This window comes from Paenibacillus nitricinens, from assembly GCF_052056485.1.
Taxonomy (GTDB): Bacteria; Bacillota; Bacilli; order Paenibacillales; family Paenibacillaceae; genus Paenibacillus_AQ; species Paenibacillus_AQ nitricinens.
Genome location: NZ_CP183948.1, coordinates 331692 through 355531, shown reverse-complemented (window position 1 = coordinate 355531; position 23840 = coordinate 331692). Strand labels below are relative to the sequence as shown.

General features: G+C 45.9%; 22 protein-coding genes. 4 read left to right on the top strand and 18 right to left on the bottom strand.

Going from position 1 to position 23840, the window contains the following annotated elements:
- Positions 1-55 precede the first annotated feature (55 nt).
- Both ACN6KS_RS01610 and ACN6KS_RS01605 read right to left on the bottom strand, forming a co-directional pair.
- Complete coding sequence (locus ACN6KS_RS01610) at positions 56-1417, bottom strand: sugar phosphate nucleotidyltransferase (protein WP_440962362.1); 1362 nt, start codon at positions 1415-1417, stop codon at positions 56-58.
- Between the two features lie 11 nt (positions 1418-1428).
- Positions 1429-2265, bottom strand: coding sequence for a DUF6492 family protein (locus tag ACN6KS_RS01605; protein WP_094873858.1), 837 nt, complete (start codon positions 2263-2265; stop codon positions 1429-1431).
- 339 nt (positions 2266-2604) lie between these two features.
- Between ACN6KS_RS01605 and ACN6KS_RS01600 the strand changes: the two genes are divergently transcribed.
- Positions 2605-4917 carry a UvrD-helicase domain-containing protein gene (locus tag ACN6KS_RS01600; protein ID WP_440961190.1) on the top strand — a complete coding sequence of 771 codons (2313 nt, stop codon included), beginning with the start codon at positions 2605-2607 and terminating at the stop codon, positions 4915-4917.
- Between the two features lie 72 nt (positions 4918-4989).
- Here the strand turns inward: ACN6KS_RS01600 and ACN6KS_RS01595 are convergent, their stop codons facing one another.
- The 12 genes from ACN6KS_RS01595 to ACN6KS_RS01540 form a co-directional block, all read right to left on the bottom strand.
- Positions 4990-5226: a DUF6953 family protein gene (locus ACN6KS_RS01595; RefSeq protein WP_339799838.1), complete on the bottom strand. Its 237-nt coding sequence runs from the start codon at positions 5224-5226 to the stop codon at positions 4990-4992.
- A 110-nt stretch (positions 5227-5336) separates the two neighbouring features.
- Positions 5337-5654 carry a hypothetical protein gene (locus tag ACN6KS_RS01590; RefSeq protein WP_440961189.1) on the bottom strand — a complete coding sequence of 106 codons (318 nt, stop codon included), beginning with the start codon at positions 5652-5654 and terminating at the stop codon, positions 5337-5339.
- Between the two features lie 94 nt (positions 5655-5748).
- On the bottom strand, positions 5749-6624 hold the full coding sequence (locus tag ACN6KS_RS01585; protein WP_440961188.1) for an alkaline phosphatase family protein: 876 nt from the start codon (positions 6622-6624) through the stop codon (positions 5749-5751).
- A 5-nt stretch (positions 6625-6629) separates the two neighbouring features.
- Complete coding sequence (locus ACN6KS_RS01580; RefSeq protein ID WP_440961187.1) at positions 6630-7673, bottom strand: ABC transporter ATP-binding protein; 1044 nt, start codon at positions 7671-7673, stop codon at positions 6630-6632.
- A complete protein-coding gene (locus ACN6KS_RS01575) occupies positions 7670-8473 on the bottom strand; it encodes an ABC transporter permease (RefSeq protein ID WP_440961186.1) in 804 nt (267 codons plus the stop codon). Before ACN6KS_RS01575 ends, ACN6KS_RS01580 begins: the two co-directional genes overlap by 4 nt.
- Positions 8470-9393 (bottom strand): ABC transporter permease, encoded by a 924-nt coding sequence (locus ACN6KS_RS01570; protein ID WP_440961185.1) that lies wholly within the window; start codon positions 9391-9393, stop codon positions 8470-8472. Before ACN6KS_RS01570 ends, ACN6KS_RS01575 begins: the two co-directional genes overlap by 4 nt.
- 92 nt (positions 9394-9485) lie before the next feature.
- Complete coding sequence (locus tag ACN6KS_RS01565) at positions 9486-10598, bottom strand: ABC transporter substrate-binding protein (RefSeq protein ID WP_440961184.1); 1113 nt, start codon at positions 10596-10598, stop codon at positions 9486-9488.
- Between the two features lie 201 nt (positions 10599-10799).
- Entirely contained in the window at positions 10800-11576 is a 777-nt protein-coding gene (locus ACN6KS_RS01560; protein WP_440962361.1) for an ABC transporter permease, read from the bottom strand.
- A gap of 18 nt (positions 11577-11594) precedes the next feature.
- On the bottom strand, positions 11595-12371 hold the full coding sequence (locus tag ACN6KS_RS01555; RefSeq protein ID WP_341133575.1) for an ABC transporter ATP-binding protein: 777 nt from the start codon (positions 12369-12371) through the stop codon (positions 11595-11597).
- Between the two features lie 11 nt (positions 12372-12382).
- Positions 12383-13414, bottom strand: coding sequence for an ABC transporter substrate-binding protein (locus ACN6KS_RS01550; RefSeq protein ID WP_256990006.1), 1032 nt, complete (start codon positions 13412-13414; stop codon positions 12383-12385).
- Positions 13415-13433: 19 nt separating this feature from the next.
- Positions 13434-14891: an aryl-sulfate sulfotransferase gene (locus ACN6KS_RS01545; RefSeq protein WP_094873835.1), complete on the bottom strand. Its 1458-nt coding sequence runs from the start codon at positions 14889-14891 to the stop codon at positions 13434-13436.
- Between the two features lie 28 nt (positions 14892-14919).
- Entirely contained in the window at positions 14920-15465 is a 546-nt protein-coding gene (locus ACN6KS_RS01540; RefSeq protein ID WP_094873880.1) for a MarR family winged helix-turn-helix transcriptional regulator, read from the bottom strand.
- Positions 15466-15917: 452 nt separating this feature from the next.
- Here ACN6KS_RS01540 and ACN6KS_RS01535 point away from each other — a divergent pair, with 452 nt between their 5' ends.
- From ACN6KS_RS01535 to ACN6KS_RS01525, 3 genes are read left to right on the top strand one after another with little or no spacing between them, the layout of a single operon-like run.
- Complete coding sequence (locus ACN6KS_RS01535) at positions 15918-16661, top strand: metal ABC transporter ATP-binding protein (protein WP_440962360.1); 744 nt, start codon at positions 15918-15920, stop codon at positions 16659-16661.
- Positions 16654-17496, top strand: a complete 843-nt coding sequence (locus ACN6KS_RS01530; protein WP_094873831.1) for a metal ABC transporter permease — start codon at positions 16654-16656, stop codon at positions 17494-17496. Before ACN6KS_RS01535 ends, ACN6KS_RS01530 begins: the two co-directional genes overlap by 8 nt.
- Complete coding sequence (locus ACN6KS_RS01525) at positions 17493-18413, top strand: metal ABC transporter substrate-binding protein (protein WP_440961183.1); 921 nt, start codon at positions 17493-17495, stop codon at positions 18411-18413. The genes ACN6KS_RS01530 and ACN6KS_RS01525 overlap by 4 nt, the downstream gene beginning before the upstream one ends.
- Positions 18414-18472: 59 nt before the next feature.
- On the opposite strand, the gene ACN6KS_RS01520 is transcribed toward ACN6KS_RS01525, so the two are convergent.
- From ACN6KS_RS01520 to ACN6KS_RS01505, 4 genes are read right to left on the bottom strand one after another with little or no spacing between them, the layout of a single operon-like run.
- The gene (locus ACN6KS_RS01520; protein ID WP_094873827.1) at positions 18473-19942 is read right to left on the bottom strand and encodes a stalk domain-containing protein; all 1470 of its coding nucleotides are present in this window, start codon (positions 19940-19942) and stop codon (positions 18473-18475) included.
- Positions 19943-19977: 35 nt separating this feature from the next.
- Positions 19978-21702, bottom strand: a complete 1725-nt coding sequence (locus ACN6KS_RS01515; RefSeq protein ID WP_440961182.1) for a FecR domain-containing protein — start codon at positions 21700-21702, stop codon at positions 19978-19980.
- Positions 21699-23459 carry a CHASE2 domain-containing protein gene (locus tag ACN6KS_RS01510; protein WP_440961181.1) on the bottom strand — a complete coding sequence of 587 codons (1761 nt, stop codon included), beginning with the start codon at positions 23457-23459 and terminating at the stop codon, positions 21699-21701. Before ACN6KS_RS01510 ends, ACN6KS_RS01515 begins: the two co-directional genes overlap by 4 nt.
- Before the next feature lie 16 nt (positions 23460-23475).
- Positions 23476-23694: a hypothetical protein gene (locus ACN6KS_RS01505; protein ID WP_440961180.1), complete on the bottom strand. Its 219-nt coding sequence runs from the start codon at positions 23692-23694 to the stop codon at positions 23476-23478.
- Positions 23695-23840: the final 146 nt, after the last annotated feature.

The window sequence follows — 23840 nt, the reverse complement described above, 5'->3', positions numbered from 1 at the left end:
GGGACAAGTACGCTGGTTTCAAAAAGACCCGGTTGATTTACTTCAATTCATTGATTTACAAATGATCAGGAGCGCTTTCCTCCCCCGCCCATTCGGCAGAAACACGCACATAGTCCCCCACATCAGGAGACGTCACCAGTTCAATAATGATCAATTCGAGCGGTGTAATCGCCCGCAAGCCATGTCTCGCACCGGCAGGTACTGTGACCGTGTCTCCGGCTGTAACTGCATGAAGAACGCCGTTCATACGGTACTCTCCATCCCCCGAAAGTAAGGACCATATTTCTTTGGTATGCCTGTGAAAATGATAGCTGGTGTGCTTTCCTGCCAACATCGTGATTTTGGAAGTCGTAACCTCAACCCCTGCAGCTGTTCGTGAGAAATCGAGAATTCGCGAGCTTCCCCACCGCTTTTCTTCAATCATCGGCTTCGCCGCATGACCCTCCAGCTTCTGCTTAATCCGTTTCGCCTGCTCGATCCCAGCAACCAAAATACCATCCGCACCCGCCGCCACAATCAAACCTGGGGCACCAATAACATGCACGGGACAAGAGAGCTCGTTCACCAAATAGGTTCCTTTTGAATCCTCAGAAATGCTCCCTCTGCCAATTGTTTTTACCTGCAAATGAGGGGTAAGTGCATCCCAACTACCAATATCCGCCCAAACTCCGGTGTAAGGAATAACTACCGCTCGCTGCGTATGCTCAAGCACTTCATAGTCAAAACTTCGTTCTGGCAATTCGTCATAAAGCTCCACTAGCTCCGTGTAATCTACTGGAAGCTTCCGTGCCACCATACTTGAGAGCAAGTGTCCTAATGAGCAGGAGAACACCCCACAGTTCCAAAGTCCTCCACGGGAAATGAACTCGGCCGCCGCCAATTCGCCGGGTTTCTCTGCAAATTGCTTCACATTTAGAAAAGACGTCCCCTCTGAACCTTCACTCGGCAATATATACCCGAACTGTGTGGATGGGAATTCAGGCGTAACACCGATCAGGGCAATATCCGCTTGTGATTCGGACAGCACGCTGGGAAACTGCCGAAGCTGACTGAAAAAAGAAGCCTCTACATAAGAGTCCACCGGAATGACCACAACGATCTCTTCTAAGTTTATTTTCTTTACGGAATACAAATAGCTCGCCGCCAGTGCAACTGCAGTAAAGGTTCCCCGCTTCTGTGGCTCCGCCAGTAAAGCAACCTGATTTCCAACAGATTTGCGGGTAATTTCCACCTGACTGCGATGGGTTACAATGCAGCTTGAATCTAACAATCCTGCCTCATCCAGCCCTCTGCATACTCGCTCGATCATCGACTCCATGCCGCCATTTTCTGTTGGGAGAAGTCTTAAAAATGCCTTTGACCTGATCTCATTTGACAGCGGCCACAGCCTCTTCCCCGATCCCCCTGAAAGGAGCACGATCTGCAACGTTATCGCCCCCCTGCGCTGGACTTACTACCCGGTGTTCTCACATACCCCTTCCGTTTATGAAAAGATAATGATCTGTATTTTTTCGCCAGCTCATTCAGCTTCTGCTTGGACAGCTGACCTGCATTCATATGAAGACCTTTATTGCGTGCTGTTTGGATCTTCATGCCCCCACGTTCCTTCGAATACAGGTAATTCCCATAAGTTTCGAATTCAGAGAAAGCAAATTGCTTAGTACGGTTCATACTGTGTAAAATCGCCGAATACCAGGGCTTCTGATGCTTTGCTTCTATTTCTCTTTTCATTTGGGCCAATTGACTACGTTCAAACAGCATGTAATGGGTCACAAAAGAGGATGTAGATGACGCCTTTCTACCCATCAGCTTCCTATAGGTTGTAAAGTACTGAGGCTGACTCCAATTGCGGCTGTAAAAAATCGTCTTTCCCTTCTCACGGAATCTATGAGGAGCGATTAAGACCGTATCTGCATCGATGACTAAAAAATAGTCAGCCGTACACAGCTTGTCACCATTCAATTTCAGCAATTGCTGAAACAACCACCCCGACCGTTCCCATGTGCGTGAACGGTAATGAATGTCTTTTTTCGTAATCGGCAGGACCGTATTCTCATTAATAAATGTGCAGCCCTTAGCACGGCAGAAATCGATGATCCGCTGCTTCTTGGGAGCAACAATCAAAATTTCGCCGATGGGATGCTTAACATGTGCTCGAACAGCGTCAATTACATAGGGCAGTGTAGCCAGATCTTTTTCAATAGCCGGAATCAGTACATCTATAGTAGCGGCATGTCTTATGCTGACTTTACGGGGCGAGGGCATAGGTTCATCTCCATATCATGATTTTGCTTTAGGATATGAGCATGATAAGGAAAGGGAATGGGCTTTACTGTAAACATAAGAGCGGGGCGCTCACGGAGCCTAATTCCAGCATTTCTACGGGGTTTATACCGTACTTTCCGCTCACCGATCCTCACCCACTCAACCAAACCTCACCCTTTATCCACACTATATCCAGCATTTTTTTCTGTGCAGCAAAAACGCTGGGATGGTATATTGTAGATTGGCTAAATTTAAGACACTATTTAAGATGAACTCAAAGCATCATAAGATTAGATTCTTTGAGGACACTCTATACCGAAATATATGAAGGTGAATCTATTGAATAAGCTCTTATTTCATAATATCCCGCTGGGAGCAACCGGCGAACGCATCCCGCAAGCGGCAGTAGCTTCAGCACAGACCAGCAAGGAACTAGTGAAGCGGGAAGAGGGGGACTCCGCTTATTTCCGCAGGCTGGAGGAAGGCGGCATCCTGCTCAACCGCCCGCAGATTGCCGCGGTGCGGCATCATAAAGGGCCGCTGCTGACACTGGCCGGCGCAGGCTCCGGCAAAACCTCGGTTCTGATCTGCAGAACCGGTTATTTGTTGTCCGTGCGCGGCGTCTCGCCAAGTCAACTGCTATTGCTGACTTTCTCTAGCAAAGCCGCGGCAGAAATGCGCGAACGTATCGCTCTCTTGCCGGGCGTAAGCACAGCGGACGTCGCAAGGCTGCAGGCTCGGACGTTCCATTCCTTTTTCCTGTTTTTCTTACGCAGACAGGGATTGCAGCAGGAAATTTTCAGTGAGACACGGCGCCAGCATATCCTATTGAAGCAGATCATGCGGGAACTCGGGCTGCCGAAGGATGCTTATCCTCCAGAAACCCTACTCTCACTACTCTCTTCCTGCAAAATGAACATGGGCACCGTGGAAGATCTACCGGAAGGAACCACTGCCGAAAAAGAAATGAAATCCATTCTAGAAATATATGAACAATGGAAACAAGACAATTTCAAAATTGATTTCGATGATGTCCTCTTAATTGCTTATCGGATGCTGAAGGAGCGTCCGGCGCTTTTGCAGGAATTGCAGATGAGATATTTGTATGTAATGGTCGATGAGTTTCAAGATACTAACGCCTTGCAGTACGAGCTTGTCAAAATGGTTGCTCACCCACAGCATAATCTAATGGTGGTTGGTGATGATGACCAAACGATTTATTCCTTCAACGGGGCGCGCAGCGAGTTCATTTTGGAGTTCGAGAAGCTCTATCCGGGAGCAAAGGTCATTACTCTCGATATTAATTACCGCTCGGGCCCAGCCATAGTCGGTCTCGGCAACGGCATTATCAAGCACAATACACGCCGGCGCTCCAAAACCCTGCAAGCGGCCAAAGGCAGCGGAAGTCAGCCCCGGTATCTGCGTCCGCAGACAGCAGACGAGGAAGCTGAGCAGATGGTCGAGCATATTTTAAATGAGGTCTCTACCGGCAAAAGAGAATATCGAGACTTCGCCATGTTGTACCGAGCGTCCAGCAGCAATCGGGCCGTTCTCGAACTGCTCCTTTTACGCGATATTCCTTATATTGATTACGGAGAAGGACAATTATTGTACGAGCACTGGTTGATCTCGCCGGTAGTGGATCATTTGAGACTCTCCGTAAATCGGCGGAATTTTGCAGCGATGGAGAATATCTTGCCAACGCTGTATATGAACCGTGAAAAAGGCATGAATCACATCCGCCAGATGGAAGCGAGACAGCCCAAGCAAGGACCGCTGATCCACCTGTTGTCTATGCCTGGCATGGAAGACTTTAAGGGAGGTAAGCTAAGAGATCGGCTCGATCTCATTCGGAATATACGTGAACTGACCCCGATACAAGCGATCCGTCAGATTCGTACCCAATTCTATGATTATTTCATCGAGGCGAATGAACGGCATCAAGCGACGCTGCACCGAGAGACGTTAAAAGAAATGCTAGATGAGCTAGAATCCTCCGCGGCGCGTTTTGACAGCATCCCTGCCTTTCTTGATTTCATAGATAATGTTACCGAGCGCAACGAGCATAATCGTCAACCTGGTACGAAAGAGCAAGGCAACCGGATTGCATTAATGACCATTCATAAATCAAAGGGACTTGAGTTCCCTGTAGTCTTTTTAATTGGAGCGTCTGAGGGAATCCTTCCGCATAGCTCTGCACTGGAGGGCGACCGGCTAAAAGACCGCAAGCTTGCGGCCGGAAGCAGCGGAGCTTCAAGCTTAGCAGCATTGGAGGAAGAACGGAGACTGGCGTATGTAGCCGTTACGAGAGCCCGAGAGGAGCTATTTATCAGCTCACCCGCACAACATCGGGGTAAAAAAGCGGAGGTCTCCCGCTTCATGTTATCCGCCTTTCGATCCGCCGTTTCTGCTACCGTAGCGACTACGGTGGGCAGAACTGTATCGACAAGAGCGGTAACGACAAGATCCTTGCCGACCAGCCGAACAACCACAACAAAAACCCATGTCGTTCCAGTATGGAATTGCACGAGCAGCAGCTGTCCTGGTTGGACACGCATGAAAGCAGGCGGAGCTGAGGATCACTTGACCTCAAAGCCCTGCCCACTCTGTAGCTCATCTATGACGAAAGATCAAAGAGAAGTTCCTGTATAATTTATACGCAAAAAAAGCAAGTTTCCACTTCCTTGGAAACTTGCTTTTTAATATAACACGCCAGGGTTCAGCTTAGGTCCACGCCCACAAAAATCCATCCCGATCCCATGCAATTTTGCCGCCATGCAGCTTCCGGAAAGCTTTCTTTACTTCCTTGGACAGTGAGGCATTGCCGTTCTCATTCACAAATACAAATTGTTCTCCAAAATTTTCTTTCACATATTCAATCGCCGCAGTCTGATACAAGGTACCCGTAAAACGAATTTCCTTAACCATCCATTCCGCTACTTCTTGTGCGGTTACTTCCATATGGATATGCCTCCTTTCGTGTACTTCATGCTACAATGTGCCCTCATTATAACATGAATACAGCCCGACCGGACAAACGTCCGAATCGGGCTGTATTAGGCTGTTTCTAATTATTGTGGATATGTATGATTCGAAGAATGACGAGTCTTCTGCCCGCCACTTACCATCAACAGAATCCCTGTAATCAAGTGCAATACCCATCCCACAAATGGAATCCAAGCGAGTAAAGAAGTTATAATTCCGAGTACTGAACCATAAATAGATTCTTGGTTCTTTGAAGATAAAATCAAAGTAACCAGGTGAAGAATAAACATCAACCCCAGTGCGGAGTAACCAGTGCCAATTACAATAGCAGCACCCAGAAGTGGAATTGCCAAAATAATTTCAAACGAGCCTGTAATCCATTTCAAAGCTCTAGAAGCGCTCAAAAGACAACCTCCTAAATAGGTAGAATATACTATTTAGTATACAAAAATCCAGCGTTCCCGTATATGATTTTTATCGTGCTTTACTATTTTATGTTTATCCTAAAATTACAGGTTCCTCCACTTCATGCTGTAATTGCTTCTGTACAAAAGGAGGCAATCCTTCCTTACTCATTGCAGCCGAAGGAGCAAGACCTAAACAGTGGCACATTAGCGGAGCGATCCGCAACTGAGGAATGGTTTGATCCTCTTTTTCCAGCGGTAATCCATCTACTCCAAACGTATATAACGGCACATCCCGTTCAGAAGTGGTTTTTCCACCGTGGTACCCATTGGCATTCATCCCATGATCTGCCGTAATCAGAATCTTATATCCCTGCTCCATCCAAATGGGCAAAACAGTGGCCAGCAAACCGTCGGCAGTACGCACGGAAAGCTCATATTCCTTGCTCTCCCCGCCATAACGATGCCCGGCATCATCTATGTTCATGGAGTGAATGTATAGAAAATGCGGATCAAAAGCACTCCGTAAATATACAGCGTCGGCAAACACATGGCTATCAGGATAGTGATCCTCGAAATAAAAACTGCCATGCTGAATCGGCTTCATCACATTGTGCTGATGGCGGTCAGCCAGCGGATCAAAGGGGGCAGAATTATAAAGCTCACTGACCCAATGATAGGCGACAGCAGCTGTACGCAGATTAGCGTTCACTGCCAGATGGAATACGCTCTCTTCATGGCTTGGTCTGACAATATGGTTAGCCGTAATTCCATTTTTGGATACGGGTGTACCCGTTAAGAGCACTTCATACAGCGGACGTGACAAACTGGGTAATTCCGACTGTACTCGATAACAAGATAAGAGTTCCTGCTCCACAAGATGCTCCAGATACCCCATGTATGTGCGAGCTGCATCATATCTAAGTCCGTCTAAGACCACCACAATAAGTTTATTGGTCATTTCCGTCATTCTACTCACGCTCCTTCTCGCTCTAAATGTAAAAGCTCGGAAGGGTTCAGCGCTAACGTGACTTTATCCCCTTCTCCAACCCGCAGCCAGCGTCCATCATTTAAAAGATCAACCGTTAATCGGATGCCTTCAGCCTCAACCGTACACCGAATGATATTCCCTAACACAGATACCGATTTAATGATTCCATTCACAAGCTGTGCTCCGGCAGCGGCCTCCTGTTGACCTGCTCCCTCATGCAGTAGGGTTACAGCCTCAGGGCGAATAGCAAAGCTGTCCATACCACTATCTATTCCGTGGAACAGCGCCATTACTTCGGGCCGAGTTAACACGTTATAACTGCCCATGAATCGAGCAACGAACTCTGTGCGCGGCGCAGTATACAGTCCTTCCGGTGTTCCATCCTGAACAATTCGTCCCCCGTTCATAATACAGATGCGGTCGGATAGAATCAGTGCTTCCTCCTGATCATGTGTAACGAATAGTGTCGTCATGTTAAAGCGCTTCTGAATATCGCGAATTTCGGCACGTAGATTCTTACGAATCTTAGCATCGAGTGCACTCAGGGGTTCATCCAGCAGTAACACTTTGGGCTGCACGGCTAGAGAACGGGCCAGCGCTACCCGCTGCTGCTGTCCACCGGAGAGTGACTGCGGATAGACGTCCCGCTTCTCCTCCAGATCAACCAAAGCCAGCAATTCTGCAATGCGACTACGTCGGGCAGATTTGGATAAGCCGCGCATCTTCATGCCATACTCAATATTTTGGCTCACCGTCAGATTAGGGAACAAAGCATAGGACTGAAACACCATGCCTACCTCGCGTTTACGAGGCGGCAGATTGGCCAGATCTTTATTCTCCAAGAGAATTCTTCCGCCATCCAGCTCCGAAAGGCCAGCAATGCAGCGCAGTAATGTGCTTTTTCCACAACCGGAGGGGCCCAACAGCGTCACAAGCTCCCCTTCGCGAATCTCCAAATCTATATTGTCTAGCACACAGGTATCACCGAACATTTTGCGTATCCCCTGCAGCTTCAGATAATCGTTCATCCCTTAACGCCTCCTCCCATCTTTTTGCCAAGCTTCATCAGTACCATTGAAAGGACTAGAATAAACAGAAAATACGAGATTGCAATCGCGCTGGCTAAATGTCCGCTTTCGCCCATTCTTTGATAAAGATATACCTGAATCGTCTGAATATGCCCCCCAACTAGCATGTTTGTAAGGACAAATTCGCCGAATAGAACGGAGAAGGATAACAGGGTCGAGACGATAACCCCAGGCCAGATATTTGGTAAAATCACATTCACAAAGGCCGTTCTGCGGCGGGCACCAAGCAATTCCGCGGCATGCAGCAGTTCTACAGCGTTAACGGTCAACAGACTATTACGAATGCCCTGATACATATAGGGAAGGATGACCACAAAGTACGCTCCTACCAGTAAGTAAGCTGTTCCAGCGATGTCAAAGAGACCCGTGGAATAGGTACGGATAAGTCCCACCGCAGCCACTACACCGGGCACGGCATAGGGCAGAACAACAATCACTTTCATAAAGCTCTCCCAATGTGGAAAATAAATCGTGATGACAAAAACAGCTGGCAGCATCACGGCCAGACTCAGCACCACGCTAATCAGGCATAAATACAGCGAGGTCCAAAGCGCCTCTAAAAAACGAATATCCTTAAACATTTCGCTGAACCAATCCAGTGTCCAAGCTTGAGGCAATAAGGTATTCTGCCAGTCCAACGCAAAAGCATACATACCGGTTGCCAACAGTGGAAGTAATAAATACACCATGAGCAATAGCATAAAGGTCCGTGGAGCGAAGCCCGCTTTACGTATATTCATTGCCGAGCCTCCTCATTAGCTGCTGTCCATAAGCGCCGAGAAGACTTGGCTTTTACATTCGTTTTACTGACCGCTTTAGCTCCGAATCTCTCCGTACGCCGAACCATCAGGTGATTCAAATAGACGGCCAAAATCGTAGTCAGACCCAGCAGAACAGCAAGCGTACTGCCCATTTCCGGCTGAGTCACCACATCTCCGGCAACGAGCGAACCGATACGTACCGCCAGCAGATTATAATTGCCGCCAACTAAAGCGTATGCCGTAGCATAAGCCCCCATCGCATTGGCAAACAGTATCCCCAGTGTGCCGAAGATCGCCGGCGTTAGAATTGGTAGCCCGATCGTCTTCCAGAACTGCCACGGCCCAGCCCCCAGCAAGGATGCTGCCTCTCTCCACTGCTCACGAATGCCATAAAAAGACGGATATAAGAGCAGTAAAGCTAACGGAACCTGAAAATATACATACACCAGAATCAGACCAGACCAGCTATATAAATCAAAATCAGTAAAAACACTCCAGCCCCACTGTTTGAATAAGAGCGTAAATACCCCGTTATTTCCGAGCAATATAATATATGCAAAAGCTAAGGGAACCCCTGCGAAGTTAGAGGTCATATTCGACAACATTAAGAGTCTGTCCCTTACCCTTGGAGTGAACCGAGTAATACAATAGGCACAAAAAAGTCCGACAATGATCCCTATCAGACTAGAGGTTAAAGAGATCAGCAAGCTGTTTTTAATTGCCTGCATGTAATAGGCACTTTGCAGTGCGTGCAGATAATTACCTAGCGTAAACCCAGTCCCATCTGCCTTTTGGAAGCTTCCCGTCAGCATGGACAATACAGGTACCAGCTGAAATGCCAACACCATCAGTGCAAACGGAAGGAGTGCCAGGATCACACCGCGGCTTTTCTGTTTCAACTTACTCACTCCTTGTCGCGGGAATAGAACAAGGGCACCTTACGGCATCGTGACGAAGGCGCCCTGCTTCTTTTTTTAGGGGGAGAACAATCCTAGTTCAAATGCACAAGTACACGTTCCTGCCATAGCTGCGGAATAGTCTTCGCCGTCTCTTCCCAAACCTTGTAATCACCTACAGGTTTAGCGTTGACATACTCTTCTTTGGATAGCAGCTTAGCCGCAACATCATCAGGCAGCTTTACACTGTCACGGATCGGACGAGCGTACCCTTTGGCAAGGTTAACCTGTCCTTCATCACTAAGGATATATTGACGTGTCAGCTTCGCAGCGTTAGGATGCGGCGCATATTTGTTAATGATCGTTGCATAGCCGCTCACTACACTGCCTTCCTTTGGAATGGCTACCGCGAAGCCATCTTTGTTGATCTGGTCTCTATAGTTCAAAGCGTTGAAATCCCACAGCAGGGTAACTTCTACTTCCCCTTTTTCAATGTTAGCAAGGGAAGCTTCTGCATTGGAGAGACGTCCTTTTTTAGCCAAATCCTCGAAAAAAGCAATCCCCGGCTCAATGTTCGACTCATCGCCACCAAAAGCAATCGCTGCGGCCAATACAGCCATCTGCGCTTGAGCAGCTTTGGTTACATCGCCAACGATGATTTTGTAATTGCCGTTCTTCAGATCTTCCCAGCTCTTCGGTGGATTAGCCACGAGCTTGGTGTTCGTCAGAAACGAAATCGTCCCTTGATAGCCGACAATCCAATTTCCGTCCTTATCCTTAGCCCAATCGGGGATCTCATCCCAATAGGTCGTTTTATAAGGCTGCGTTACCCCTTTATCTACAGCAACCGATCCAAAAGCGATCCCTACATCTCCAATGTCAGCCGTTGGCTTGTCTTTTTCCGCATCAAACTTGGCAATTTCCTCCGCGCTCGACATATCGGTATCTGAATGTGTAAGACCATACTTACTACTCATATCACTCCATGTATCTTTCCAGTTCGCCCAGGAATCCGGCATTCCCACACTGATAACACTGCCCTCTTCTTTAGCTTTACTCTCAATCTCGGTCAGACTTAATTCTTTGATGCCAGCATTTCCATTCGTTGATTCGTCAGCCTTAGCCGAATTTCCACAAGCAGCAAGCAACAGGACGAGCAAGGATAACATTAGACCCATCGACAATTGATTTTTGATCCCTTTTTTCATGATTTCCCCTTCACTCCTATTTCTTATTTGCGGGCTTCTTTATGCTCAAACTGTTAGGCACCCAATTGCAGTATAGGCGTGTACTATTTTCGTGACATTAAGGAAGATAGGAATATTTGTAAATAAAAAGGAAGACATGCCAAAAAGCCACCTGATCCACTCAGGCAGCTTTGGTGTTTACGTTATTTTATTAAAGCCATCTTACCTTCTACGTGCCGCCATACTAACCACACCGTATCTATAGAGCACTTTCTTACCGAACCAACCAAATAGCCGATCCGTGAAAAAGCCCATAAAACCAAGGCAGAACAAACCAACAAATATCCAATCGGTACGAAAAAATAACCGTGAATTCCAAATCAGATAACCTACACCTTCGTTCGAAGCAATCATTTCCGCCCCGATAATCGCCATATACGAAGTTCCCATCGCTAGCCGGATGCCTGTAAAAATGTACGGTATCGTCGCCGGAACGATCACATGAATCAGGATTTGCCACTCACTAGCGCCCATACTGCGGGCTGAGCGGATTTTATCCTCCTCCACAGACATGACACCGGTCAAGGTATTCAGCACCACAATAAAAAAGGTAGCGTACATAATCAACGCAATCTTCGACTCCTCCCCAATCCCAAACCACACTAGAAACAATGTGATAAACGCAATCGGCGGGATAAACCGGATGAAGTTCAGAAAAGGCTCTGCAAAGATACGAATCACATTCACCTTTCCAATTACCAATCCTACGGGAATCGCTATTAAACTGCCGAGTACCCAGCCAATGAGCACCCGGTAAAAGCTAATGCCGATATATTGCATCAAGGTGCCATCTTCCAGCAGTTCCCGTCCACCCTTGAACGTACTCCATGGCCCAGGGATCACATCAGGACCGTAGATCACCGCTCCAAGCTGCCAGATGCAGAGTGCGGCAATCCATAGTATGGATACGGAGACCCATTTCTTTTCCACCCATTTCATCATCTGTTCCACCTTATCCTATTCTTCGAAATGGCCCTGAATTTGATTGTATAGCGAGTAAAATTCCGGTGAGCTTATATCCCGCGGATAAGGGAGCGTGTTGTCATAAATGTTCGTGATGTTAGAGGAAGGCCCCACAGACATAATGCCGATCCGTTCCCCCAGCAGCAAAGCTTCCTGAATATCATGGGTTACAAAAATCACCGTCTTATGCGTCTGTTGCCAGATATTGACCAGCTCCTTCTGCATCGTCCTCCGAGTCATCGCATCCAGCGCACCAAATGGCTCATCCATCAGCAGGATCGCCGGATCATTGGCGAGCACTCGTGCCAGCTGGACACGCTGCTTCATACCACCTGACAGCTCCTTAGGGAATTTCTGCTCATGCCCGTTTAGCCCAACAAGCCCGATGAACCTATCCGATATTGTATGTCGTTCTGCCTTCGCGATTTTCTTCATTCTCAGTCCGAACTCCACATTCTCTCGAACCGTTAGCCAAGGAAATAAAGAGGAATCTGCTTGCTGGAACACTACTGCCCGATCTCTGCCCGGCTTATTCACCTCTTCGTCATCCACCCGAAGGTTACCGCCAGATTTGGAAACAAATCCGGCGATCATATTCAGCAGCGTCGATTTTCCGCAGCCACTTGGGCCGAGTAGAACGAAGAACTCCCCACCTTTGATTACGAGATCCACGTCTTTAATAATATAATGAACATCTCCGGCGGCTGGCTCACTGTAGCTCTTGCGAAGCTGCTCAATATGAATGGTGTGCTGCTTAGCAGGTAATGACATGCTGAACCCTCCTATTTCTTATACGTGACTTCATCCGGCAAAGCTTTGGTCAGCGGTTCAAGATTAAGCTTGCTATCCAGATCGAAGTCCTTTTCGATGATTCCAGTGTCGACCATATATTTCTTCTGTTTAGTCAGACTGTCATATGCTTCCTGCGTGAACCCAAGGGCCCAAGGATTATTTGGAAGATCTTTGATCGTGGATTCCTTAGGCTGCTTCACTTCCTCGTACATCAGATCAGCCACCTCATCCGGATGAGCCTGTGCATAACTCCCTGCTTCATCCACTGCTGCGAGAAAGTTCGCGATCCCCTCTGGATTGTTGGTTACAAAATCATTACCTGCTACAATGCCCATACCTAACCGTACGGTTGTTTTGGACATATCCGTCAGCTCATGTACGCCAGCAAGGGCACCCAGCTTATCATTAAGAACAGAACCATAGAACCATGCCCCATCCACAGCCCCCTGCTTCAAAGCAATATAAGATTCATCAAAGGCTCCCTGTCCTATCAATTCCACATCACTTAGAGCAAGCTCATGTTCTTTCAAATATTCATCCCAAAGGTATGGAATAAAGGTTCCGCGAATAAAGCTTAGCTTCTTACCCTTCAATTCCTCAGCTGTCTTGATGTCATCCTGTACGAACAGCTTCCATTCTGTTGAAGCTTCATCTGTCGCTAGACCTGCCGAGGCGATGATAGAGTAATCCCCTTTCGACACTGCGTTCAGCAAGGGGAAATCCGCCCCGAAAGCCACATCCACCTGTTTAATGAAGAGTGCATTCACACCTTCTGCCGGAGAACCAAAGTTAACTAGTTCAGCATCTATCCCGTGTTTGGCAAAGATACCTTTATCTAACGCCACACGAAAAGTTGGATTCGTATTGATGTCGGCGATTTTAATCTTCAATGTCTCTTCTTTGCCGCTTGCTGCTCCATCTTTAGCGGGCGACGCATCACCTTTGGAGCTGCAGCCTGATAAAAGGATAACAACGGATAAGGATAAGAGCAGAAAGCTAGAGTTGATCCATGATTTTTTCAAAACGACATCCCCCTCAAATTTATGAATTGGCTTTGCGGCTACTACCTTCATCTGTCGTCGCCACACAAGCAGCCCCCTCAACAAACGGCAGGGTTGTCGCCACACTCACTACGGAATCCGAACCTTTAGGTGCGGCCCCCGGTACTCTGAACTGTGTTACATCTATCGGCTCAATCGCTTGTTCTTCCGGCTTCTCCAGCTGTGGTACCCACGAATATGGCACACGATAGGAACGATAAACCATGTTCGTATTTCTGGAGTCAATAAAAGGTGAGATATATTCCCACACCAGTTCATGTTCTGGCGTAACCTCGAAAAGTCTACCGTTAGATCCTTCTGTAATTAAGGTGTTGCCATTCAGCAGCCGCTGGGCTGAGCTGATATAGGGACTGTAGAATTTATAAGAATCCGTCGGAACGGAGAAGCCTGCCTCTGCCGCGGTATACTGCCATTCAATTTCGAGTGTCACTGGATTAATCTCCAGAATTCGAGAGTAGTCGCGTAGTGCATTCTTTTGCCCAAAGGGTGAGGATGGATTGGGAAGACCGTAACCGCCCCAACCTCCGTTATCAAATACGAGTAAGTTTCCTTCTCCGGGCAAGCCCTTCGGAATGATGTGGGCGTGATGCTGGCCAATGATCCAATCGATAGACTTCAATTCTGGTATTGAGTAGTCTGGACCAATTCTCCACACGATGGCCCCGGTACGCTTATCTGTAATTGCGATAATATTCGCTTCCCGCGCATCCCAGATCACGTTATCTGGATGGAAACGCTCATCACCTGCATCATAAAACTTATTAGGTCCTACATAGGACGCTGAATTAATATGCAACCAGTCACCCACACCGCCCCCCAAATTCCCGAAGGAACGTGAATTAGGATCACGGAATAGGACATTTTTTGCCGCTTCATCAAAGCCTAACTCTGCAAAATGTTCATTTGGAGCCCACTCCCAAACGATATTCCCTTCCCAATCCACCTCGATAATCGTGTCATCCAGCAATTGCTTGTCGGAAATTTGGTGGTTGTAAATATTTTTGTGAGCGAGGATTAGGGTATTGCCGCCATCTACCTTTGGCTCCAGCCCTGGTGCAAAATAACCGACTGGATTACCTTCACGCTGATAGTCATGATGCTGACGGGCATACCAGAGCGCTTCATAACCCGGATCTTCTATATGCTCGTAGCTGTTGTATTTCCACACGATGTTACCATCCCAATCGACCTGCACCAGATCTACATTATCCTGAATACCAAATTTCGGATCTCTTCTGCCAGTGCTGCCTAGCACATAACCACCAGGGAAGATTTTAGCCGGAAACCCGAGCAGCCCCTTCCACAGATGCACTTCTTTACCGTTCATATCAATCAGAACAACGCCCTCTTCACCCGCTTGAAATACGGTATAACCACTCCATGCTTTGCCCGGATTATATACGGTTGCTCCAGTTGGATATATCGTTGAATGTCCCATAATTCATCTCTCCTACATTTGATTTATTTTAATAGCTAAGATAATTGCTTTTCTTGGTGACTGCCCGTGGCTTCTGTTCAAGGCTCGGTGAGGACTCGGCCTCCGCATTCTCCTTCGCCAGCTTCAGCAAGGTATCTGAGAATCCTTCAAGATTGCTGATGATTCGCTGATAAAAGTGACTTTGCTGCGTCAATTCCTCTTCCGTAAACCCCTCAAACAGAAGCGAGATACATCGTTCCCCAATATTGCTGTTAAGCTCCGCCATTTCCCGGCCTTTGTCTGTGATGTCCAGCATCACCGTCCTGCGGTCCCCTTCCTTACGTTTGCGTACAGTAAATCCACCTGCCTCAAGCTTATCGCTCAATGCAGTGATCGCACCTGACGTAAAGTCCAGTTCATCCGCTAAATCACCAAGCCGCTGTTCGCCTTCGCGAATGATTTTTTGCAGAATCAGCATACCTGGCAAGGAGATCCCTTCCACAGTGACCTTATCCCGCTCCTTTACAAATCTGCGGACTACCTTACGAAATATCCAATCTGTCTCCTCCAGCTGACTCCAATACGTATCGCTCATCCCTACCTCATCTTTCTCCCTATCGGCCAAGTGGAAACGATTTTGCCGTCCTTTATAGGACGGTAATATTTCAACAAAAAAAGACTCCCAGCACATACCCCTGTCAAGGGAAAAGTGCGGGAGCCTTTGGCGGTCCAATCGGCTCGGATAAATTATTTCACTGTTCATTTAATTAGTGTTTAAGGATTGGTGATATCATATACCCCTTTATTCCTACCTGTCAAGTATGTATTTTAAAATATAGAAAAAAAGACCCTATAGTGAAGCAGATCAAAAGCTTGTTCCAATCCAAAATCAAATAAAATTCAAGCTTTTTCATTGACATTTTGCCCATTGTTAAATATATTGTTCCTAAGAATAAATGTTTACCTAGGGAAACAAATTAGATATTTAAAATAAATGTTTCCAACAGGAAACAAATCATTGAATATAAGACGAGGAGTTTTTTTATGATCCAAATCAGAAACCTAAACGTGGATTATTTCGGTAATTCAGCGCTAGAAGATGTAAACATAGATATTCCTTTTGGGTATACGATCGGAATTATCGGGCCCAATGGTGCAGGGAAATCTACATTTATTAAGTCGTTGTTAGAGGTGATAAAAAAGAGAACAGGATCCGTTATGGTGGAAGGTAGAGATATTTCTGAGTACAAACGGAAGATCGCATATGTGCCACAAAAGAATGATATTGATCTTACTTTTCCAATCACAGTAAAAGATAGCGTACTAACTGGAACCTACCCAAATTTGAGAATCTTCCAGCGCCCAGGCAAAAAAGAGCGGCAAACCGTTGAGGAATGTATGGCCATGGTCGATATCAGTGATCTTGCGAATAAACAAATCAGCAATTTGTCTGGGGGACAACTACAAAGGGTTTTTATTGCCAGAGCGCTTGCACAACGGGCAGATGTATTTTTTTTAGATGAACCTTTTGTCGGCATAGATCTAGTCAGTGAGAAAATTATTGTAAAGCTGCTTAAACAGCTCCGCAAAGAAGGAAAAACTATACTTATCGTTCATCACGATCTGCATGAGGTGGAAGAATATTTTGATAAAGTAATCATTCTTAATAAAAAACTCATTGCCTTTGGTGATGTGAAAGATACCTTTACAGCCGACAATATCCTCAACGCATACGGGGCCTCCTTAGGTAATCTGGTGATCAAAGGGATGGGAGGAACAGCGAATGATTAATTATTTGTCAGAGTTATTAAACATTCCAATCTATGCACTTAATGCGGGATTGTCTGCTATCATTCTTGGCATTGTCTCAGGCGTTCTAGGAAGCTTTATTGTACTCAGAAAGATGTCATTAATGGGCGATGCTTTATCTCATGCTGTATTACCAGGTGTGGCGCTATCTTATATTCTAGGGATCAACATTCTTGTGGGCGCTTCATTGTTTGGACTGTTAGCGGCAATTCTCATTCAATTTATTACAAGTCGCAGCAATATTAAAAGTGATACCTCGATCGGGATTATTCTCAGCTCATTTTTCGCTCTAGGAATTGTCCTCATCACTTTCGCCAAAAGTGGACTTGATTTAACTCATATTTTATTTGGTAATATCTTGGCCGTCCCACAGTCCGAGTTAACGCAATCCTTTATTATCATGCTTGTTGTTATAGCCATCATTTCATTGTTATACAAAGAGCTTTTGATTAGTTCGTTTGATCCTGTCGTCTCTAAGGCCTTCGGTTTGAAAACAGGGTTCTATCATTATCTATTGATGATGCTGCTATCCGTGGTTACCGTGTCCTCGCTATCTCAAGTAGGTATTGTGCTTGTGATTGCAATGCTGGTTATTCCAGCAGCTACATCGTATCTTTGGACAAATAAGCTGTTCCACATGATTCTCGTTGCTTCTACCATCGGTGCTGTATCTGGAATTATAGGTGTGATCCTAAGCTTTAGATTCAATTTACCTACAAGTGCCACCATTGTTCTGGTAGGCGTAAGTTTGTTTGCTATATCATTTATTATCTCGCCCAAAAATAATTTTCTAAGAAAAGGGGTTAAACAAGGATGAAAAAAACAATAAAGATGCTCTCTTTGACAATGTTCATCTTACTATTTACCGCATGTTCAAACGTTAGTGAGGGAGAAGGAAACAACGACAAATTAAAAATTGTTGCCACATACTCCATTATCGCGGATATGACTGAAAACATTGTAGGGGAAAAAGCTGAGGTATACAGCATGGTTCCCATCGGAACAGACCCGCATATGTACGATCCATTACCGAAGGATACAAGTAAAGTATCTAACGCAGATTTAGTTTTTTATAACGGATTAAACCTGGAAACGGGTAAGGGATGGTTTAAGGATCTATTAGAGGTAACCAACAAAAAAGAGGTTGCCTTTGCTATTTCAGATGAAGTAACCCCAATGTTCCTAACAGAAAAAGGCAAAGAAACTCAAGAAGATCCTCATGCCTGGCTCGATATTCAGAATGCGATTAAATATGTAGATATCATCACTAAACATGTCATCGAAAAAGATCCGGACAACAAAGATTTTTATCTGAATAACCAATCGGGGTATGTTAAGAAGCTTAATGAATTGGATCAATATGCAAAAGAAGCGGTAGAAAAAATCCCTCAAGAGAAACGTATTTTGGTTACAAGCGAAGGGGCATTTAAATATTTTTCAAAAGCCTACGGATTTAAATCCGCATTTATCTGGGAGATCAATACGGATAGTCAAGGTACGCCAGAACAAATGAGAAACATCATTAACATTATTGAGGAGAATCAAGTGCCCGCTTTGTTTCTGGAAACGAGCGTGAATCCGAAAACAATGGAAACGATCTCCAATGAAACGGGAGTGCCGATTCATTCCAAGATTTTTACCGATTCTTTAGCGAAGAAAGGCGAAGAGGGCGACACATACCTTAAAATGATTAAATGGAATATTGATAAAGTCATTGAAGGATTAGCGTCATAAAAAAGGCTGTCGAGAATTTTCTCGACAGCCTTAACTCCTGTAAAGGACATAGCGGATAATTATCGTCCAGTTTCGATTACAATTGCCTGACTATCCTCATCATAAACCTGCATAAAAGATGAAACGGTCGGCAAGTAATCGGCTGCTACATACAAAGTACCCTTTATGTTTTGCACATTAAGCCCCCCGTTTGGCTTTAGGGAAAGTGTCCACTCCCCTTTGCTAATCATCGTCTCTTTACTTCCCGCATCCCAACGAATATCCGCTCCCCATGAGCTAAATAACGCTCTAACCGGTAAATATATTTTACCCGACTCCTTAATTGGTAGAGTGGCAGTGTTTAACTTCACCTGCACTCCGTCCAACCATACTTGGATGTCCTTACCTGCTGGCATTAGCGAGACTGCATCAAGCAGATCAGCTTCGCTACGAAGTGGCTTAAGGGCTTGCAAGTCGAGTTCTAATACCTTTAACTTATTATTCAGCGTATCTGTCACATACAATTTCCCGGAGCCAAGCGCAACACCGGAAGGCTGATTAAACATCACTTGATCCAATGCTCCAACCTGATCTCCCGAGATGCCCTGTCCTGCAACTGTGATGACTCTTCCATCCTTCTGAATGGCCCGAACCCGATGATTTAGACTATCAGCAATCAGCAACACTCCATCGGCATAAGCCAGACCACGAGGACGATTGAACAATGCCGTCTGGCGATCGCCATTCTGGAACCCTCCAGCCATATAACCAGTCACTGGATCAATAGGGGTTGCTTTGCCTGCAAAGGTCTCAACCTTATCGCCTTTAATCCATCGGATCATCTGATTTCCACTGTCTGCCACATAGAGATTACCGGTTTCATCGAACACAAGACCCACAGGCTCATTAAACTTGGCCGAAGTCACCGCACCGTCCAAATAAGCACCATCGTTGCTCTGCTGACCCGCAAAAGTACTCACAACACCTTCCGGTGTAACTTTGCGAATCAGATGATTCAGCGTATCGGCTACGAATACATTGTTATTGCTATCTATCGCTAATCCGCCTGGGGCGTTAAATTGCGCCACATTGGGTTGTCCATCTTTATAGCCAGCGATTCCCGTTCCTGCGAGGGTGTACACTTTTCCGTTCTCTATTTTACGGATTACATGGTTATCGGTATCACTGATATAGATATTGCCTTTACTATCAGCGGCAGTGTATGTCGGATGATTAAACAAGGCCTCTTCGCTCTTACCATCGGTATACCCTTCAGCATCATGTCCAGCTACCGTCTGTAGATCGCCATTACTCCACTTGCTGATAGTACCACTTCCAGATTGCACGATAATGAGATCATTGCTACCAGGTACGGTAACCACGCCCAACGGCTGCTTAAGAGAGGATACAGCATTCGACGAACCATTCTTGACGATACTCCCTTGAATGCCGTCCTTCGTGTTTTGTGCTGTTTCCGCCGCTACGATATTGGAAAATGTTGCGCTTATAAGCATAAATCCGCAAGCGATGGAGATAAGTTTCTTGTTCATTGCGTTATTTTCTCCTCTCAAGGGTTACCGCACCCTTAGAATTGCATATTTACATAGAGCCTGAGCTCGTCTATTACAATTTGCATAGAACCTTCATCTGCTACTATATTTTTCACTATGGGAATGATCACGATATAAGGCTCAGAACCCATTGCGTTCAAGAATTCTGGCAAAAGTTTGAGTACAAAGGTATTCTCATCGTTTCGAACCAGCGTGTAATCCTTGCTTTCCAGAGGATGAAGTTCTCCCCCAGACAATCCCGGCCGATATCCAATCTGCCCCGTATCATAACCCAGTGAGTGAATCGTAAACTCTGGAGCATCGCCTTCACCTACAACCTCGGTATAGTTAAAATGACTTGGAGCAACTTGTCCTTCGAAATAAAAGCCCTCATTGAATAGCTGTTGATCTTCTTCCTGAACCTCCCCGGAAAGAGCATTCTTTAACAAACCGCCACTAACTTTAATTTGAACTACAGACCCATAAGAAATTCGGTCCATTAGATAAAGAACGAGCTTGTTCTCTTCAATGATTACCTCACCTATTTCGAACATGCTCTCACTCTCACCCAACATAACTTTCACCATATTCCTGATCTCATTAGGATTAGAGTCATCTGCTATATTAAAAGCCAGTGGAGCTGTAAACGGCACAACAATCTTATTATCACGGATGAGATAATCATAGATATGGTCTCTAAATTCCTGCTGATCCAGCTCTGGTACACTGATAGGAGCTGGTGTTTCCGTTGGCACGGGAGTCTCGGCAGGTTCCGGCATCGGCGTTGGTGATGCCGTTGGTTCCGGCGTCGGCGTTGGTGATGCCGTTGGTTCCGGCGTCGGCGTTGGTGATGCCGTTGGTTCCGGCGTCGGTGATGCCGTCGGTTCCGGCGTCAATGTCGGAGCTGATGTCGGCACAACCCCTTTGCCAGGACTAGCAGAAGGAGATACAGGATAGATAATCTGAGGCGCAGGCGTAGGTGTTGGTTTAAGCGCTGCCATAGCGTCTTTCTTTTGTTGTATTAAACGTTCGAGCTGATTCTTCATAACTTCGGTTAACTTCTGTTCTTCCTGTAAGTATTTCATATGCTGTTCCAGAGCAAAAGGCGGCAATCCTTCCAAGGATAGCGGCTCCCTATTCCATTGTTGACCATTCATTAAAAGCTGCTGGGAAGCAGTTATCGAAAACGCATTAGCATTCGGATTTAAAGGCGAAGCCACGCGAACGGTTCCTTCCAAAACCCCCAGATATCCATTATTTCCTAGCCCTCCAATCAGAGCTGGATTCCCTTGATTAGGATTAACGCTAACAAAAAACTCTGTGCCCATAACGCCCATGATAGCCGTCGGTGTCTCAATCTCGAACCTGGAGTCGCCATCCAGCTTCTTTTTCACCTTAATCAAAACTTGCCCGTTTTGTAGCTTCAGGCTTGTTTTTCCACCCAATGCCTTTGCGCTTTCGACTAATTGGCTAATGGTAAGTGTCGTCCCTGCTCCAATCGTAACTTCTTTGTTAGCGTCGAGATCGAGATTAACTTGTCCATCAGAACCCGTTATAATCGTATCGCCTTGCGTAATCGCCATCCCTTTAAAAGCGTTGAATTTCTTCGTCCCCCCGCTCTTTTTCACCTCAGACTTTCCTGAGACTGCGGTTATTTTCCCCACCTTAACGCTGTCCTTCGCCTCTGTGACAACCGCTGGCCAAAGAATGCTGAATATCAGCATAAACGACAATGTAAGCTTTAACGACTTCACCTTCATCGCAATCCCTCCAATTCATAGACATGGATTCCTTGCTCCCTGCCCTTTACCTTGATCTCTCCTAATGAAACAGCAGATACTCTATCTTTTACAAAAGCGTAGGTAGCCTCACTGATGAGGATTTGCCCAGGCTTGGCATTGCTTTCCAATCGGGCTGCTGTGTTGACGGTGTCTCCAATCGCTGTATAATCCATCCGTGTCTTGGAGCCGATATTCCCAAATACAGCAGGGCCAGTATGTACCCCAATACCAAATTTAACGACCAGTCCAAACCGTTCGAACAGCTTTTGTTCCACCGCCGCCGAACCTTGCTTCATCGCCCACGCAGCCTTTACTGCTTGCATCGGATGATCCTCCAACAGCAATGGAGCATTAAAAATCGCCATCGTGGCATCCCCGATGAACTTATCCAGCGTGCCATCATACTTAAAAATACAACTCGCGGTCAAATCCAGATACTCATTCAGAATCTCAACAATCTCCTCCGGTTCAGCAGCCTCCGACAACAGGGTGAATCCGCGAATATCGACGAATAGCAAGCTCAACTCTCTGCGGCTTCCTCCAAGCTTCAGCCCTTCCTGACCGTTCTTGAGAATTTGATCCACTACCTGCGGGGCAACATATCGGCCAAAAATATCCGTAACTCTACGCTTCTCCATCAATTCTTCTAAATATTGAAAGGCTATCACGATAATGCAGCTAACGATTAGAAAAGGAATCACGTAACCTAGTGAAATTACCGTTCCATGGTCATAAAAATAACGACCCGCAAAGATAAGTAGGGCAATGATGACCACAATGACCACATAGGAATATAACATCTTCACCTTACGGAATAGTAGATAGGCTAGGAGCGCAACAAAAAGCAATACTGCCTCATTCCACTTCCAGTCCAGCACCCGTTTATAATTATCGTCCAGCAAAGATTGAATGATATTCGCATGAATTTCCACACCATATAATGTGTTTTTCCCGCTAATTGGTGTTAGGAAGTCATCCTTGAATCCTGTAGCATATGGCCCAATAAGTACAATTCTATTCTCGAAATAAGATGGCGGTACCTCTCCGTTAAGCACTGCCGAATAAGGAATCTCCTCAAAGGCTCCTTTACTGCCTGAATAGGGGATATAGAAACGTCCAAAGTCATCTAGCGGGAGCTTCTGTGGATCAGCAGTGCCCCCCATCACCTCTTGATATTTCTGAAAGACTGTCCATGACAAACTATGAATTGGCTTTCCTTTATAGTCAAAAGAATAAAGCACCTTACGTACCACACGGTCGGTGTCGGTAATGGTATTAATATGGGCGGTTGCAGCGGCAGCCTCCCTCAAGGCCTCAAACGGCTCAGACAGCTCCAGTGCTTCAATCTTTCCTTGCTCGGTATTAGGTGCAAAGGTACCATATATGGGCAGAATAACATTTCCCGCCCGAGCGACAGCCGCAGCGAACTCGGCATCCGCCTCGGGATCCTCCGAACCCACCGGGAACGTCAGGTCAAACCCAATTACGGCTGGATGTCCCTCGGAAAGTGTATCTAGCAGCTGTGCATGAACATTTCTGCTCCACGGCCAGCTGCCGAAGTCCTCCAAGCTCTGATCGTCTATCCCGATAATCGCAATGGTAGTGTCCACTGTGCGCTCGTGCTGCATCACGCGATCTTGTAACAGATGATCAATGGAGTCGAGACTCCCTCTATACAGTAGAATCGCAAAAATTACAGTTAGCAGAAGTAAAATATGTGCTAGCTTTACTATCAAGGTTCGTTTCTCCAATCTATGTATTATGGGATGAGTCCGAGCCAGCACTATAATAAGCGGTTAAATACGTTGGTAATTGATAAGCAAAGAAGATGGGATCAGTGGATAAAACAATAAGGAATACAAGTACCCATGGTTGAATACCCATTCCTGTGCCAATTAGAAGAAGTGCTTTAACCAGGAGAATAACTGCCGAATCATCGCGAATGACAAGTGTAATTACGAAAGAAATCATTAGGACTGTCAGCAGGAAGTTAGATTATCTATTAAAAATTAATTCAAAAATATTATATATGAAAAATCATATAAATAGTAAGAATTTCCTACTTTCATAGAAGAAAAGGGATAAAAAATGACAAAAGCAGACCAGAGTTCCCTCTG

What these genes read in the sequence shown, in the direction of transcription:
- ACN6KS_RS01605 (WP_094873858.1), bottom strand. Translation starts at nt 2,265, where the DNA reads ATGCCCTCGCCCCGTAAAGTCAGCATAAGACATGCCGCTACTATAGAT.
- ACN6KS_RS01595 (WP_339799838.1), bottom strand. Translation starts at nt 5,226, where the DNA reads ATGGAAGTAACCGCACAAGAAGTAGCGGAATGGATGGTTAAGGAAATT.
- ACN6KS_RS01585 (WP_440961188.1), bottom strand. Translation starts at nt 6,624, where the DNA reads ATGACGGAAATGACCAATAAACTTATTGTGGTGGTCTTAGACGGACTT.
- ACN6KS_RS01580 (WP_440961187.1), bottom strand. Translation starts at nt 7,673, where the DNA reads ATGAACGATTATCTGAAGCTGCAGGGGATACGCAAAATGTTCGGTGAT.
- ACN6KS_RS01575 (WP_440961186.1), bottom strand. Translation starts at nt 8,473, where the DNA reads ATGAATATACGTAAAGCGGGCTTCGCTCCACGGACCTTTATGCTATTG.
- ACN6KS_RS01565 (WP_440961184.1), bottom strand. Translation starts at nt 10,598, where the DNA reads ATGAAAAAAGGGATCAAAAATCAATTGTCGATGGGTCTAATGTTATCC.
- ACN6KS_RS01560 (WP_440962361.1), bottom strand. Translation starts at nt 11,576, where the DNA reads ATGAAATGGGTGGAAAAGAAATGGGTCTCCGTATCCATACTATGGATT.
- ACN6KS_RS01555 (WP_341133575.1), bottom strand. Translation starts at nt 12,371, where the DNA reads ATGTCATTACCTGCTAAGCAGCACACCATTCATATTGAGCAGCTTCGC.
- ACN6KS_RS01545 (WP_094873835.1), bottom strand. Translation starts at nt 14,891, where the DNA reads ATGGGACATTCAACGATATATCCAACTGGAGCAACCGTATATAATCCG.
- ACN6KS_RS01540 (WP_094873880.1), bottom strand. Translation starts at nt 15,465, where the DNA reads ATGAGCGATACGTATTGGAGTCAGCTGGAGGAGACAGATTGGATATTT.
- ACN6KS_RS01530 (WP_094873831.1), top strand. Translation starts at nt 16,654, where the DNA reads ATGATTAATTATTTGTCAGAGTTATTAAACATTCCAATCTATGCACTT.
- ACN6KS_RS01525 (WP_440961183.1), top strand. Translation starts at nt 17,493, where the DNA reads ATGAAAAAAACAATAAAGATGCTCTCTTTGACAATGTTCATCTTACTA.
- ACN6KS_RS01520 (WP_094873827.1), bottom strand. Translation starts at nt 19,942, where the DNA reads ATGAACAAGAAACTTATCTCCATCGCTTGCGGATTTATGCTTATAAGC.
- ACN6KS_RS01515 (WP_440961182.1), bottom strand. Translation starts at nt 21,702, where the DNA reads ATGAAGGTGAAGTCGTTAAAGCTTACATTGTCGTTTATGCTGATATTC.
- ACN6KS_RS01505 (WP_440961180.1), bottom strand. Translation starts at nt 23,694, where the DNA reads ATGATTTCTTTCGTAATTACACTTGTCATTCGCGATGATTCGGCAGTT.